This is a genomic window from Wolbachia endosymbiont (group B) of Cyclophora punctaria, assembly GCF_964028235.1.
Taxonomy (GTDB): Bacteria; Pseudomonadota; Alphaproteobacteria; order Rickettsiales; family Anaplasmataceae; genus Wolbachia.
The window spans coordinates 957,825-973,517 of the sequence record NZ_OZ034749.1 but is presented as its reverse complement, the minus strand read 5'-3'; the positions used below and the strand labels follow the sequence as shown (position 1 = coordinate 973,517).

Annotated in this window: 10 protein-coding genes, 1 tRNA gene and 1 pseudogene; 3 read left to right on the top strand and 9 right to left on the bottom strand. The window is 34.9% G+C overall.

The genetic code is table 11. The features are described 5' to 3' along the window. Positions 1–147: 147 nt before the first annotated feature. From ABWU33_RS04760 to ABWU33_RS04750, 3 genes and pseudogenes are all read right to left on the bottom strand, one after another. A pseudogene (locus ABWU33_RS04760) lies at positions 148–1,096 on the bottom strand (IS110 family transposase). A gap of 206 nt (positions 1,097–1,302) precedes the next feature. Continuing rightward, positions 1,303–2,148 (bottom strand): ATP-binding protein, encoded by an 846-nt coding sequence (locus ABWU33_RS04755; protein WP_246433158.1) that lies wholly within the window; start codon positions 2,146–2,148, stop codon positions 1,303–1,305. A gap of 2 nt (positions 2,149–2,150) precedes the next feature. Continuing rightward, the gene (locus ABWU33_RS04750; RefSeq protein WP_246433159.1) at positions 2,151–2,345 is read right to left on the bottom strand and encodes a leucine-rich repeat domain-containing protein; all 195 of its coding nucleotides are present in this window, start codon (positions 2,343–2,345) and stop codon (positions 2,151–2,153) included. 286 nt (positions 2,346–2,631) lie between these two features. On the opposite strand from ABWU33_RS04750, the gene ABWU33_RS04745 reads away from it, so the two are divergent. Together ABWU33_RS04745 and gatC are read left to right on the top strand one after the other, a co-directional pair. After that, positions 2,632–3,552 (top strand): ribose-phosphate diphosphokinase, encoded by a 921-nt coding sequence (locus tag ABWU33_RS04745; RefSeq protein ID WP_353280415.1) that lies wholly within the window; start codon positions 2,632–2,634, stop codon positions 3,550–3,552. Then, positions 3,542–3,895 (top strand): Asp-tRNA(Asn)/Glu-tRNA(Gln) amidotransferase subunit GatC, encoded by a 354-nt coding sequence (gene gatC / locus ABWU33_RS04740; RefSeq protein WP_211907994.1) that lies wholly within the window; start codon positions 3,542–3,544, stop codon positions 3,893–3,895. Before ABWU33_RS04745 ends, gatC begins: the two co-directional genes overlap by 11 nt. Before the next feature lie 38 nt (positions 3,896–3,933). Here the strand turns inward: gatC and ABWU33_RS04735 are convergent, their stop codons facing one another. The 6 genes from ABWU33_RS04735 to ABWU33_RS04710 form a co-directional block, all read right to left on the bottom strand. Further along, entirely contained in the window at positions 3,934–5,190 is a 1,257-nt protein-coding gene (locus ABWU33_RS04735) for a protein TolB (protein ID WP_353281065.1), read from the bottom strand. 446 nt (positions 5,191–5,636) lie between these two features. Beyond that, positions 5,637–7,271 carry a ribonuclease J gene (locus tag ABWU33_RS04730; protein WP_211907995.1) on the bottom strand — a complete coding sequence of 545 codons (1,635 nt, stop codon included), beginning with the start codon at positions 7,269–7,271 and terminating at the stop codon, positions 5,637–5,639. A 169-nt stretch (positions 7,272–7,440) separates the two neighbouring features. Beyond that, positions 7,441–8,559 (bottom strand): molecular chaperone DnaJ, encoded by a 1,119-nt coding sequence (gene dnaJ, locus ABWU33_RS04725; RefSeq protein ID WP_006012700.1) that lies wholly within the window; start codon positions 8,557–8,559, stop codon positions 7,441–7,443. An 82-nt stretch (positions 8,560–8,641) separates the two neighbouring features. Continuing rightward, a tRNA-Arg gene (locus ABWU33_RS04720) sits at positions 8,642–8,719 on the bottom strand. Positions 8,720–8,981: 262 nt separating this feature from the next. Next, a complete protein-coding gene (locus tag ABWU33_RS04715; protein WP_264337356.1) occupies positions 8,982–9,290 on the bottom strand; it encodes a hypothetical protein in 309 nt (102 codons plus the stop codon). Between the two features lie 281 nt (positions 9,291–9,571). Further along, positions 9,572–12,658, bottom strand: a complete 3,087-nt coding sequence (locus ABWU33_RS04710) for a phosphoribosylformylglycinamidine synthase subunit PurL (RefSeq protein WP_211907998.1) — start codon at positions 12,656–12,658, stop codon at positions 9,572–9,574. A 108-nt stretch (positions 12,659–12,766) separates the two neighbouring features. Here ABWU33_RS04710 and ABWU33_RS04705 point away from each other — a divergent pair, with 108 nt between their 5' ends. Beyond that, a complete protein-coding gene (locus ABWU33_RS04705) occupies positions 12,767–15,685 on the top strand; it encodes a PD-(D/E)XK nuclease family protein (protein WP_353280411.1) in 2,919 nt (972 codons plus the stop codon). Positions 15,686–15,693: the final 8 nt, after the last annotated feature.

Sequence of the window (15,693 nt, the reverse complement as noted above, 5' to 3'; positions counted from 1 at the left end):
CCATATAGATAATAAAAACCCGTTTGTCATAGAAACAGAATTCTATATCAAACAGCTACTGCAACAATTTCCATTTAATCTATGTGAACAAGCACTTTAAGTTTGTGTGGACGCACAATATTCATTTCAATTACTGCTATGTAAATTTTAAACATTCAAATTAATTGCCTCTTTAAGCCTTGCATTAGCAATTACTATAATTTTACGCATTAGAGCTGTTATAGCTACCATCTTCTTCTTACCACTTTCAACAAGCTTAGAATAAAAGGTGCCAAGTGCAGATTTGGACCTTGCAGCAGACATGGCAGATGTAAAGAGCTTTGAACGAACATTACTTCTACCTCCTATAATCCTTCGGTAACCAACAGTTTTACCACTTTCCCTAGGATGAGGTGCTACTCCGGCAAGACTTGCTACTTCTTTTCTACTTAAGTAGCCAAGCTCTGGCATTAAACACAAAAAATCTTGTGATAACTTTTTGCCTATTCCAGGAACTGTTTTAAGGATTTTTTGACGTTGTTGTAGCTCATGGCTTTCATCAATAATTTTTTGTATAGTGTCATTGAGTTCGTTTATTTGATTATTGAAAAATTCAATGGTCTTCTGGCAACTTTCCTTTATATGGTCATTTTCAGGAGCTTCCAGTCTACACTTTTCCTGAGCTCTCATTTGCGTAATGTCATCACGACGTTGACAAAGTGCAACCAGGGTTGATTGTTCTTTTGATTGTAGGTACAAATAGAGAGAGAGTTCTATGGCGTTCAAATCCATATTGAGCAAGAGCCCTCGCATCTGATTTATCAGACTTTGCTACAGTTCCGTGAGACAAGATAAAGCTTTTTACTTTACGAGTATTAGCTCGATGTACTGCAATATTCTTGTCAATAAGAAAATGTGACAAACCAAGCTCATATTTTCCTGTGTTTTCCAAAGTTACTAAAGAATTAGGTAGAATATCTGAAAACTTTTGAAATAATTGTTGCCAAACATCAGAATCATTGTCAAATTTGACAGCGTTCTTCTGTTTGTGAATTGCAACGACATTTTTAAATTTTCCGATATCAATGCCAATAAAATTTTGATAAGATGTAACCATAACAAACCTCGATAGTTTTAGTTAATTTAAGATTGTAAACGGGTGCATATATATGTCCCAAGCAACTATTCAAACGTATCGAGAGATGGGCTAGTGTACCTTGATTTAAACGGTTGTAGTACCAATATTCTTCCGGTCGCACACGCCCATGATAGTCCTATTCCTATAGTGAGTAGGGCTATCTTTCCCTCTTATCCTCTTTTATATCACATTTTCAACTTACAATATTCTAACTCAGCTCCCGAGAAACCATCAGTTTTATCTGCAAGTTTTTCAGTATTTACTTTAACTTCCAACTCTTCAATATCTTTAAATGTTTTTATATATAAGTCCAATATATCCTTACGCTGGGCCTTATCTGGTAAAGGAATTTCAATATGATTATAGAGACGGCCTGGCCTAATAAACGCTTTGTCTAAAACATCTCTACGATTAGTTGCAGCAATTACTGTTACACCTTTTAGTGGGTTGAAACCATCGAGCTCGGTTAAAAACTGATTCACAAGGCTGTCGCATGATTGAGCATGACCAGAACTACCACCGCTACCACGTTTTGTAGCAATACAATCAATTTCATCTATAAAAATTATACAAGGAGCATTTGCTCTTGCCTTTTTAAAAATTTCTCTTACGTACTTTTCACCTTCACCAACATACGATTTCAGAAATTCAGATGCAGAAACACTAATAAACTTTGCATTAGCTTGACATGCAATTGCACGAGCAATTTTGGTTTTACCATTTCCGGGTGGACCATAAAAAAGATAGCCTTTTTCTGGTTTGTAACCTGTCTTTTGAAGTAATGCTTTATTTCTTTCTGGAATAATACCAAGAATCTTGTTTAGCTCCTTTTTAAAGCTTTCTGGAATTATAATATCATCAAGTGTTGTTTTACTTTCCGATTTAGCTGGATCAAAAATTTCTATTGAAGAGTTACTTTGTGTGAATCTATTTATAAAACTATCTATTATTCTAAAATTTTCTATACCTTTAACATTAATTTTTTTAAGATCAGCTAAAGCTTTTGCTCCTTTATCACCAATGTTGTTCAAAGTTACATAAAGTGAAGTAAGGTTGTAAGATTACCATTAGCTAAAGCTTTTGCTCCTTCATCACCAATATAACAGCTTTTTAAACTAAGCTTTGTAATACTAAGATTGCTCTGTAAAAAGCTTACTAATTCACTTATGTTTATTGTTTTCGAGTACAAATCAAGAAAGTCGTCTTGAACAAATTGACTAAAATCCATTTCATTTCTCCATTAAATATATAGATATTTTAGCCTATATTTTAATAATTGTCAAATTTTTAATAAATCTAATGAAAAATTATAGAAAATGCTTAGCATCACAAAAAATTTACTTTATTTTTAAGTAGAAAAATAGTACGTACCTTTGTGAAAACGAGTTGCATGATAAGAAAGCTGGTGAAATGTTTCGAGTAACTTTTTCGTTTCTATGATCCACTTGGCGGCAAGAATAAAGTTTTAATCGTTCCATGGTTTCTGTATAATTTTCAAAACTTAATTGGTATATATGAAGGTAATAATAGGTAGCGCTAGTAAACGATTAGGAGATTCAATAGCAAGTGGGCTAAATGCTCAGCTATTCCCCAATCAGGTGTCAAGATTTGCCGATGGTGAGGTAAATGTAGAAGTAGCAAATGATCTACGTGATCAAGAAGTATACGTAGTACAATCTATTTCTTCCCCTGTAAATGATAACCTTATGGAGCTTCTGCTTACAATTGATGCAGCAAAGAGATCTGGAGCCAAGAGAATAACAGCTATTATTCCTTATTACGGATACAGTAGGCAGGATAGGGTTATTAAAAACAATAATATGCAATCTGCTTTAAGTGCTAAATTAACTGCAAATCTTATTCAAACAGCTGGTGCAAACAGTGTTGCTGCTATTGATTTGCATTCAAGTCAAATTGAAGGTTTTTTTGATATACCAGTTACTAATCTAAGCTGTTTTGAAGTATTTGTTAACTCTATATACAAGGAAAACTTGGCAATAGTTGCGCCTGATGTTGGAGCAATTGGCAGAGCTCGTGCTTTTGCAAAGATTTTAGAGGAAAAACACAAGTTGGATAATGATATTGTTATAGTAGATAAATATAGAGAAAAAGCAGGTACATCTGAGGTAATGAATGTAATCGGAGAAGTTGCAAACAAAAATTGCGTCATTGTTGATGATATAGTTGACTCTGGCGGAACATTATGTAATGCAGCTCTTGCTTTAAAAAACCGAGGAGCAAAGTCTGTAGTTTCGTGCATTACACATGGAATACTTTCAGGAAATGCAGTTGAGAAAATCTCTTCCTCTTCTCTGGATAAATTAGTAATTACGGACACCGTATTTCACAAATTTGAAAAAAATGATAAGATAGAGGTTGTTTCAATTGCAAATATTTTAATTTGCTTTATGCAAGGAGGTAAAAGTGCCAGCTAGATCAACAGAAGATGTTATCACTTCGTTAATAGAATTTGCAAATAAGAGAAAAATAACAATTACTAAGGAAGAAATGCTTAAAACTGCACAGCTTGTGAGGATTAAGTTATCCGATGATGAGATTCAATACTACTCAAAAGAACTGACAATGCTGGATTGGATACATGATACTTTGTTGAAAGTTAATACTGAAGGTGTTTCTCCTATGCGTTATGGAACTATAGATAAGGATGTCCATGTACGCGATGGTATTATAAATTCTCAAAACATTAAAGAAGAAATATTATCCAATACAAAATCGGAGCATGGGTATTTCGTAGTACCGAAGGTTATAAACGATTAAGATAAAGCAAGATTTATACCGATTTTATAGATCTACTTTCAAAAATAAGACCAATCTGGTAAAGAAGCATTCGTTGGAGTAAAAACCATTTTTTGATTTTTCTTTACTAAATCTACTAAATATAATTTAGAGTTGCTTGGTGATTCTGCGTTAGTAAAGATAATTTCTCTGCCATTTGGTAGCCATGCCGGAGATTCAATTTTATGTCCCTCTGAAAGCAAGCGCTCTTCTTTGCCATCTGGCTTCATAACTCCTATGTAAAATTTTCCTGACTGAATTTTTGTAAAAGCTATCAGATCTCCTTTTGGCGACCAAACAGGTGTAGCATATCTTCCATTTCCAAAACTAATTCTCTTGGGTTTTTTGCTTTTTTTAGTGAAATCTATGATATATAGTTGCTGACTTCCACTTATATCAGAACTAAAAACCATGTACTTTTGATCTGGAGACAAAGAGGGAGAAGTACTTATAGCTGAACCTTTAGTAATTTTTTTTGTTCGTTTACTGTTTAAGTCTAGAGATAATATATTTGTTTCACCACTCAATGAGTGGGAAATAAAAAGAGATTTACCATCAGGAGAAAATCTTGGTGCAGAAATAACTCCTTCAAATGCGCTGATTATTGATTCAGTGTTATCTTTTAAATTTTTTAATATTATATAACTTTTACCATTTGTGTATGAGATATAAACAATACCCTTTCCATTTGGTGAAAATCTTGGTGTTGACACAAATTCCTCACCATTTGTTAAGTACTTTATATTACTGCCATCTTGATTCATCACAGCAATTTTACGGACGGATTTGTAATTGCTATCTTTTTCTTCAGCGATATATGTAATTTTTGTATTGAAATGCCCTTTCTCACCAATTAATCTATCGTGTATCACATCTGAAACAAGATGACTAATTTTCCTCCAGTCTTTTACTAGAAAAACAACCGACTGAGTAAGTAATTCTCTGTTTGTAAAGCTGTCAGATAAACGAAAAGATAGCTCTAAATTTCTGTTTGATACTTCACTTAAACTTACTGTGACTACAGTATCGCTTTTCCAAGACTCAACTTTCGTGTTACGTTTCACATTAAATAAGCCACAATTAGATAGATTTGTTTCAATTACTTTTGTGATGCTTTCACTTAGCTCACTTTCCACTTCTGTCTTGCATGCACATTTAGATACAACAAGATCAATATTACCAATATTGCTTTTTTTTATATCAACATATAAAACAGCTTTTGTGGAATAAGGAATAAATAACGAAATAAATAACACCAGTTGAACGAATAGCTTCATTAGATTTCTTGCATTACCTCCTGTCATCTCAGCAAATAGCTTACTTTTGAAGTTAAACTGCATGACAGTAGAGTAAATCAATTTCTGCAGTACTTGACACTGGAATCCAGAAATTTGACTGCAAGTAAGTGCACTGAGGTGGCAAGCATAAAAGTAGCTGTTTTATTCTAAAATAAACGTCTTTGACAAGGTTGCATGAAAAAATGGATTCCAGTGTCAGAGCACTGGGATGACACTCTACTGGTGGAGATTGCTCTAAAACTACAATGTTTGCCTGGGCGTTGAGATGGCACCCTTCTGGTAGATTCAAATCACAATGTTTGTATAGTTGTGTGATCTGACACTGATTTTTTTTTACGGATTCCAGTATTGCATGCTGAAATAACATCAAAGAATACATTGTTAACTTCTTACTCAAATAATGGTTAATAAAAAGAGGTATATTTCTATACCTGTTCTATTTGGACTTCAACTATAGGTCTTTTTAGTAAATATTCCTTTAAGATACTAAATATTGAACTTTCAATCTTATTTCTTATTTTTTTTATCGGTTGTGGACTAAATGCTGACTCAACCTTCTCTATGATCTTTTGCATAATGGCTGCATCTTCTTGCGCTTCGAAAACACCAGGTGCAAATATTTTTGGCTTAGCGAGCAATTTGTTTTTCTTATTCACAATTGCTGTTACTACAATAACCCCAGCATCTCTCATTCTCTCACGCATCTTTATAACGCTGCATTCTGGATGGCGTAGCAACGTACCATCAATACCAAAGTAGTCAACATCAATTGAACTAACTTTTTCTCCATTCTCCAAATTAACAATATCACCTGGTGCAATCATTATTGCTTTTTTCACACCGCACTCTTTAGCGAACTTTACATGTGCATCCGTATGAATATACTCACCATGAACTGGAATAGCTATCTTAGGTTTTATCAAAGAATACATTTCCCTTAGCTCTGCTTTTACTGGATGTCCGGAAGCATGAACATTCTCTGTTTTTTCAGTAATAACTTCCACTCCCATCTCAATAAAGGCATTGAGCATGTTATGTGCACGAGTTTCATTGCCAGGAATGATTTTTGATGAAAAGATTATGGTATCACCTTGCTGCATTTTAAATGCTTGATGACTCTTATTAGCAAGCCTTGAGGTTGCTGCCAGTGGCTCACCTTGACAACCTGTGCAAAGTAGCACCAGCTTTTCCCTTGGAAAATTTACTGCCTCCTTTGCTTCTAGAAACTCAGGAGAATCAGTTAAATAACCACTATCCTGAGCAACTTTCACTATTCTCCATAAAGATCTGCCAAGTAAAACCACTTTTCTATTTAGTGCTTGTGCAGCTTTAGCGATAGTCTCAATTCGCGCCACATTTGAGGCAAATAGCGATACAGCAATCAATTTTTTAGACCGCTTTATTATATTGTAAATATTATCATAAATTTCACTTTCTGATTCAGGGTCGTGTTTGCTCAGTATGTTTGTTGAATCACAAATTGCTGCAAGTAGATCACCTTTATCGCCAATTTCTTTTAAACGCTCTATATTAGAAATTAATCCAACAACAGGTTTTGGATCAAATTTCCAGTCCCCAGTATGAAGTGCACTACCTGCTTCAGTGCTAATTAATATTGAATTTGCCTCAGGAATTGAGTGAGTTACATTTATAAACTCAACGGTAAAAGGACCCAAATTTATGCTGCCATTTATGTCTACCTCTTTCACAGGTACCACACCTTCCAATCGAAACTCCTTTAGTTTCTCCTTGAGAAAATTAACTGTAAACTTTGTTGTATATATGGGACATTGCAAATCTTCCCACAGATGAGGCACTGCACCACAGTGATCTTCATGTGCATGTGTAATTATTATTCCAAGCAAATCTTTTTTTCTTTGAGCAATAAAATCTACATCAGCAATGAGTAGCTCAACACCTGGCATAGTTTCATCTGCAAAACCGATACCAAGGTCGATCATAATCCACTTGCCTTGATAATGATATAGGCTAACGTTCATCCCAATTCTTCCTACTCCTCCAAGAGGAAGAAATAAAAACTCATTTTTGTTTATGTTCATTAATTTTAAATTATTAAAATGCGAGGATAGCAAAACTTCGACCTTAAATAAAGGAATTTATCACTTTTGCATAACTTTAAAAAATCTTTTCACTAAAAGAGAAGGCTTTCAAATTGGTAAAAAGAATTAAGTGTAGACAGCTACCTCTTTATATCATTTAGCAAATTTCTCATTTTTTTTTTACTTTTCCAAAGAATCCTTCAGATTTCTGCTCTACACTTTCATGTTCCTCTTCCTCAAGCGCTTTTAATAGCTCAATCTGCTTTTGGGTTAAATTCTTTGGATTTAAAGTCTCAACTATTACCTGTACGTATAAATCACCACGAGCATGTGAGTTCATATATGGCATACCCTTTTCCCTACAACGTAATTTGGTACCAGTTTGAGTGCCTTCAGGGACCTTTACTTTTATTTTAGCTCCATCAATTGATTGAATATCGATTTCACCACCAAGTACTGCTAGTGTCATTCTTATAGGCACTTTACAGTGTAAATCTGCTCTATTGCGAGTGAAGATCTGATGAGTAGCTATTTTCACACATACGTATAAATCTCCGCTTTTTCCACCTCTTGCTCCAGCTTCTCCTTTACCACTGACCCTTACCTTAGCTCCTTCTTCTATGCCTTTTGGAATTGAAACGGAGATATTTACTTCATCTCTTTTACGCCCACTTCCACCGCATTTCTTACATTTATTTTGTATTATTTCTCCTTCCCCATAGCATGTAGTACACGTTCTTTCAATGGTAAAAAAGCCCTGTTGAGTTCTAATTCTACCGCTTCCCTGGCATGTGTTGCACTGAACTGGTTTGATTGCTCCTTCGCTACCTGTGCCTTGGCATGTATTACATTTTATATTTGTCACATAATGTATAGGTGCTTGTATTCCTTTAAATGCATCTTCTAAGGTAATTTTAAGATCGTAGCGCAGATCTGATCCAGATACTCCTGTTGTACTTCTTTTTGTTCTTGACCTACTTGTACTGCCGCCGAATCCTCCACCAAAAAAATCGTTAAATATATCGCTAAAATCCCCTCCAGCTTGGCTGAAATCAAATCCACCAGAAGCACCATCGTGACCATAACGATCATAACCTGCTCTTTTTTCAGAGTCAGATAGAACTTCATATGCAGCTGTTACTTCTTTAAATTTTTCCTCTGCTTCCTTATTACCAGGATTTCTGTCAGGATGATATTTTAATGCTAGTTTTTTATATGCTTTTTTTATCTCGTCAGTACTAGCATTTCTGCTCACTTCTAGCAGATCATAATAGTCTTTTTTGTTCATATATAATAGCTCAGTATTTTACCTTTAAAGATAGGTATTACACATATGAATTTCAAGCATGACCTCTATTTCCTATAAAATATGGTGCACCCTGAGCGACTTGAACGCCCGACCTTTTGATCCGTAGTCAAATGCTCTAATCCAACTGAGCTAAGGGTGCTTGCACAAAGTTGACTTTAACAGATTTTATAGCTTATTTCAATTGGTTTAGCTAAAAATAAAACTCTTATCATGTATGAAACCTGTAAGAAATTGTACTAGCTCTCTTAAAGGATAACTTAAGTTAACAGTTTCCAATTACTTTGATTTTAGAACCGCTATCCGAATAAGAGCTTTTCACATTATACTGCCAAACTGCTAACAAATAGCGGAATGACGGTTATAGTTAAATCTAAACTATTTTGGCTATATCAGAAGACGGGTTATGCAGAAACCTTAAAATACTTCTTGCTTGCCAAGGAGAATAAATACATTCCTATAAACAAGCAGATACTCAATATCGATGCATAGGAAAACTTGAAAATTAAATCTTTAATATATATTGATAAGCATTTACCTGCAGAAATTTTGTATAGTAGTCCAACACAAATAATCGTACTATCAATGACCGATGCTATAATTAAAGTGATGAAATTTGCCATATGAAAATTCAATTTCGACTTTAGTTCTTCAAAAACAACTATGCTTGAGAGAAGAGAGATTAAAATTGCAGTATATAGAACCAGTATCATAAAACTAAAATTTTGCAATTTAAAAAGACAGCATATCACTGTACACACTATTAAGCTGTAAGTAGCTTTGCTTCTACCATGAAACTCAACCATTGAGTTTACAACTAAAGTAGCTCCCACAAATAAGGTAGCACATATCATTAATTTATTTGAAGTGTTAAGTAAAGAAAGACTGATAAGCAAGAGTATTGATAAAATGGACATAATCACCTACCCAAATTTAATAACATGCATTTACTTTAATCAGACATTACACATAATGAAAAATTTGTCTAGCGTAATCAAAAGTTATTTAAACTAGTACCTAAGTCTTTCAAATCTATTCTTATAATATCCTTTATATTGAGAGCTTTCTCCTTTGTCACTTTTCCAATACATGAAAAAACTATACCTTTAAACAATTCTTCAAACTTCCGCTGATTTTGCGGGGCAATGGTTACTAATATTCTACTTTGCGATTCAGAAAACATTATTATCTTGTTTATTATGTCTGTATTTTGTGTTTTTCCTATTGGTACTAGTGAAAGATCAATTTCAGCACCAAGGTCTCCTGCAATTAGCGATTTTGCCAGAGCAATAATTAAGCCGCCTAAGTTTGGTGCAATTGCAGAGACAATTATGCCATCTTTTATTGCCTGGTTGTAACGTTCATACAACTTCCTAGCGCTCTTTGCATTAACTTTTGGCACGTTGTTATTATCTATTCCACTATATAACTGATATTCAGATTTACCAAGCTCATCGTGGGTTGTACCAAGCACATATATCAAGTCCCCTGGCATTTTCACATCAAGCGATACCGCATTTTCAATATTGTCTATAACTCCAATTGCTGAAATGAGTAGTGAAGGTGGTGCAGATATCATCACTTTCTCGCCATTTTCATCATATCCCTTAAAGTCGTTAAACATACTATCTTTTCCGGATATAAATGGCGTTTTAAATGCAGTTGCAAAGTTGTAACAAGCCTCTGCAGCTCTCTTTAGTTGCCACAGCCTTTCTGGATTATAAGCATCACACCAGCAAAAATTGTCGAGCAACGCTAGATGATTTATATTTCCTCCTGCAGCTACGTAGTTACGTATTGCAGTGTCAATCGCACATGCTGCCATGTGATAAGTGTCAATTTCTCCATAACTTGAGCCAAATCCCTGCGATTTTACAACACCTTTGTTTGAAGAAAGGACTGGCCTCGAGACAACAGCTTCACTGCACACTCTTCCCTTGCCTTGCAGTGGTTTCAGTATTGACGATCCTTGAACCTCATGGTCATATTGCACCACTATAAACTCTTTGCTGCGTATGTTTGGTCTGCTTAGCATTTCTTTTAGTGCAAAGGTGTCATTCCAGTGCTTGACACTGGAATCTATCTCAAGCTCAACTCTGCCATCGCACGTATTTTTACATAAAGTTTTAGATTTATTTGCAGAAAAAGCCTGCTGGGTTCCAGTGTCAAGCACTGGGATAACAGGAGAGAATTCTGGAATGACAGCGTATGGGTTAGATTTTCCAGACCATGGATTTGTCTGTAAATGCATTTTAGGATTACCATCATGCAGAAATTCAGTTTCGATGTCCATTATTACTGCCCCTGGGGGACATTTAACAACGGCTTTGCCACTTTTGTTGAATTCTCCAATTACACAGACCTCCACATCATGTGTTTTCATGATTTGCTTAAACGCAGGAAGATTTTCTTCTGGCACTGCTAAGGTCATTCTCTCTTGTGATTCTGATATCCATATTTCCCACGGAGCCATACCATCGTTTTTAAGGAGAACCTTGCTCAAATCAACTTCAAATCCGTCTTTTCCCATTTCACCAATGGACGATGATAGACCGCCTGCTCCATTATCCGTTATTGCATTATAAAGACCAAGATCTCTTGCTTTTACGACGGCGTTGGATAATTTTTTTTGTGTTATAGGATCACCAATTTGCACAATTGTTGAAGGGCTATTTCCCGACAATGCCTCTGAAGAAAAAGTTGCACCGTGAATTCCGTCCCTTCCAACTCTTCCACCAATAATTACGATTTTATCACCGTTTTTGGGTTCTTTTATGTGTGAAGGTGCATTATTTATATTCCGTGGAATAATTCCGATGCTTCCAACAAAAACTAATGGCTTTCCACAGAATCTATCGTCAAAGTATACCGATCCAAGTTGCGTTGGAATACCGGAGCAATTACCAGCAACATTAACACCGTGAATCACTTCTTTCATTATATATTTTGGTGGTAAGATTTTATCAGTACGCTCTTTATCTCTATAAAGTTTGCCTTTTGATTCTTTGGCAAAGCAAAAGTAATAAGTATTCATTATAGGTTCTGCACCTTTGCCAAAACCGACTATATCTCGATTAACTCCAAGCACTCCAGTCATTGCTCCACCGAACGGATCGAGAGCTGAAGGACTATTGTGAGTTTCAACTTTATCTACAATCAAGTAATCGTCATCAAAAATTATTCCTCCTGCGTTGTCGGAGAAAACTGACACGCATATGTTAGAATTTATCTCACGCGTTGCACGCTTAATATAATGAGCATATAGACCATCTTTTATTTCATCAATAGGGGAGCAAAAAATATTGTGTTTACAATGTTCAGACCAAGTCTGTGCCAGAGACTCAAGTTCAATATCATATGGATTTCTACCGAGTTTTTCAAAGTAATCCTTTATAGCTTTCATTGCTGCCAGCGAGAGCCCTAACGTGCCATTACCATCGATTCCATCTCTGCTGATTTTTTCAAGCTCTTGGTCACTTACATTGAGTTTGACAGATTTTGCTCCATTATTACCTGGTGTCATCCCAGTGCTTGACACTGGAATCCATTCTTTTTTTTCCTGGTCACGCGCTGTAATGACACCAGGTGGGGTATTTGGTTTACTGTAATACTTCCAATGGCAATTGCCGTTTTCTTTATAGACAAGTGTGCAATATTCAGTAATAGGATTGAATTCCTGTTTTATGTCATCTTCGGTTGGAAAACCTCCTTGACTTAGAATCAATTTTGAACTTCTTGCCTTGATAGAAACACTTTCATCAATGTGGCCTTTGCTCATTAGATATTCTCTAACAATTTGTTTTGCCGTGTTTCCTACGTTATCGGTCATGCCAGGTAAAAAGCTTATCTCCAAGCCCCATTTTGCTTGTGATTCTATGAAGTTATATTGAACTTTTTCAAGGTTTTCATTGTAGGAATAATAACGGCAGTCTTGTATGACTTTATTATAAAATAGCCCACAAATTTCTTCATGTAATTTTGATGGTAATTCTTTGCTTATGTAAATCAAGTAAACATTAACTACCCTTCTGCGGCCAACTTGTTCACATTTATTAAAAACTTCTATTCTGATGTTTGCCATGTAATATTGTAAAAGACTTTAATATATCATAGCATAAGAAACTGCGAGCACATTTATATTTTAAATAATTTCTATACAATAAAAGTGTTGTATTAATTGTTACTGTTAGTGGGAAGAGTTTTTACTGTTAATGTGAATGAGTCCCTTTTTGATGTTCTGGTTCAGCACATATTTTCTGAATATGAAAGAGAAAAAATTCCCGAGATAAAGATCATACTTCCCTGCAAGAGGGATGTGATAGCATTGCTGAGTGCATTCAAGAATTACAGAACTATAATTTTGCCAGAGATAGTTTCACTAGAAAACATTGATGAAGAAGATTTAATATTAAATCTTGATAGAGTTAAAGTTATTAACCCGACAAAGAGAACGCTGCTACTCATTCAATTTACATTGGAGTGGAATAAAAAACACAATGATAGTTTTCCAATCGATCTAGTTTACAGTTTGCCGTCATTACTTCAATATACCCAAATAGCGGATTGTTATCAGCTTGATGAGCATTCGAAGAAAATGGAGAATTTCATAAACTTACTTATCAAAACTTGGAGTAATACTTTAAAAAATTTAGGAGTAGTAGATATACTAAAGCATAAGAGTGACTACATAAACAATATGATAGCTTCCCTGAAGAAAGATCAGCATATGATCTTTATTGGAATTGGAAAGGAGGAGATTTATAAGTTGTTGATTAAAGCTGTATACGACCTGCCATTTGGAAAGATAATTTTACCTAATCTGAATTTGAAAATTAAAGAGAAAGATTGGCAATCACTTGATAAAAAACATTATCAATATTGCCTGAAAGATCTGCTCGATTATTTAAGTATAGGCAGAGAGGATGTAAGTTTTCTGCCAGAAGCGTGTTCTGATGTCATTCCAGTACCCAGACACTCGGATCCAGAAAACTTAACTTTAAATGAGTGCACCAGGTGGCTGTACAATAGAAACTGGATTCCAGTGTCAAGCACTGGAATGACATCATCTACTACTCAAATTACCTGCAAATTACAATGTTCGTACACTAAAAATCAGAGGGCTGGGATGACAGGCAGTCCTGAACTAGATTATGTCTTTGATACAACTGCCGATCTAAGTAAAGTTAGTAATGGATATATTGGCAATATTGAAGTCATCACTTGTGATTCCAGAGAGGAAGAAGCACAGGTGACGTCACTAATTATGGAGAATGAAGGTTATGAAAACGTTTCTTTGTTTGTTTTTGATAAATTACTTGCAGTTCGTATGGTGTGCCCCATATCGAAAAACTATTCTTATGTGACGCTTCTGCTTTATAGTATTGAGATTTTGAACTCAAAATGGAACGGTGTAGCATTGCTTTCTCTTCTTAAACATAGGCTAGTGACTTTTGGTTACGCTCAAGAAAAGTACACTCGTATTTTATCTGAGTTTGAGATAGAAGTATTGCGTAGCTTTGATATAAGTGGTCTTAAGGATATTATCAACGCTATTAGTACTTGTAAAAAGCTAAGATATAAAGAAGATATATTAATTATTATCAGTAGATTAGAAACTATATTTAATCTTTTACTTAATCTTATAAATTATCCTATTTCTGATATAGCAGCAGCTCATTTACAGTGTGTTAATGTGCTTTCTAATGTGAATTTTCTAGAGCTAAATGGTGAAATAGGTAATTTTACTCGTGATTTCTTAAATGCATGTGACGGTATAGCAATTGAGTGTTCCTTAGAGTTATATAGTCAAATCCTGATATTATTTTTAAAAAGGAAGTTTTTTTCTCCAGAAAATAACTTTGATAAATTTAGCTTATATCAAAATAAAGTTGTAATACTTGCTGGATTTAATGATATACCAAATTTTCAGAATCCGTTTTTGAGTGCACTGAATAGAGAAAAATTTAACCTTCCTTCTGTGCAAGAAGAGCAAGGGTACTTTTTGTATACTTTGCGCAATTTATTTGGTGCCGGCAAGGTTTATATTACGAGGCTAGTGAGTGATAGAAAATCAATTCTATTGCGCCGTTTGGAGGTTCTGTTACAAGAACCAAAATATCCTTATCGCAATTGGCTAAGAATATTAAATACACCTGAGTGCATTGTTCCATGTACTCAGCCTATGCCAAAACCTCAAGCCAAAGTCAGAGAAGAAAAAATGCAAGTGATGTCTTGCAGTGCGGTAGAAAAACTGATTCGTAACCCTTATTCATTTTATGTTGAATACATACTGAACCTTAGACAGTTGAAAGACTTAAATTTTAAGCCATCGATATTGGAGTTTGGCACTATGGTACACAATATTTTTGCAAGATATTTACGCAACGAAAAGTCGCTGATGAGTATTACACGAGAAATATTCTCGTCTAATCGATTCCACTTTTCAAATATGTGGTGGGTAAGGTTGCAGAGGATAATTCAATCTTTTGTTGAGTTTGATAGGACTGGAAACAATCAAGTTGAGTTGGAGAAGAGCTTTTCCTATCCGATATTTCATATTCCAGCGCGTGACACACAACTGCGCGGATGCTGTACAACTTCCACTAAGAAGAAGGGTGTCATCCCAGTGCTTGACTACTTGGATCCAGAAAATTTGATTGCAAATGAACACACCAGACAATTGTGTAATAAGAGCTGGTCAGATACTCGAATGACAGAAGAAATTTCACTGACAGCAAGATGTGATAGAGTTGAGTATCTACCAGGTGGGCAAGTAGCAATTATAGACTATAAACTTGGTTCACCACCTTCCAATGAGGAAGTTATGTCAGGATTTTTCCCGCAATTAATTTTACAAGCTTTAGCAGTGGAATACACAACAAAAAAAGAAGTCTCGGAGCTTGCTTATTGGAAACTTGATTATGATAAAATAAAGGTTATTGCTTTGAAAGATTATAGACAAAAAATGCATGAATTTCAGAATATTCTACCAGATTTCTTATCTAATTATTTAAGAGATACTACTCCCTTCATTGCCTCTCCTTATTTTGATAAATTCCTGAGATTTAACAGCTACAAACAACTAGAAAGGATAGGGGAGTGGTTATAAATTATATC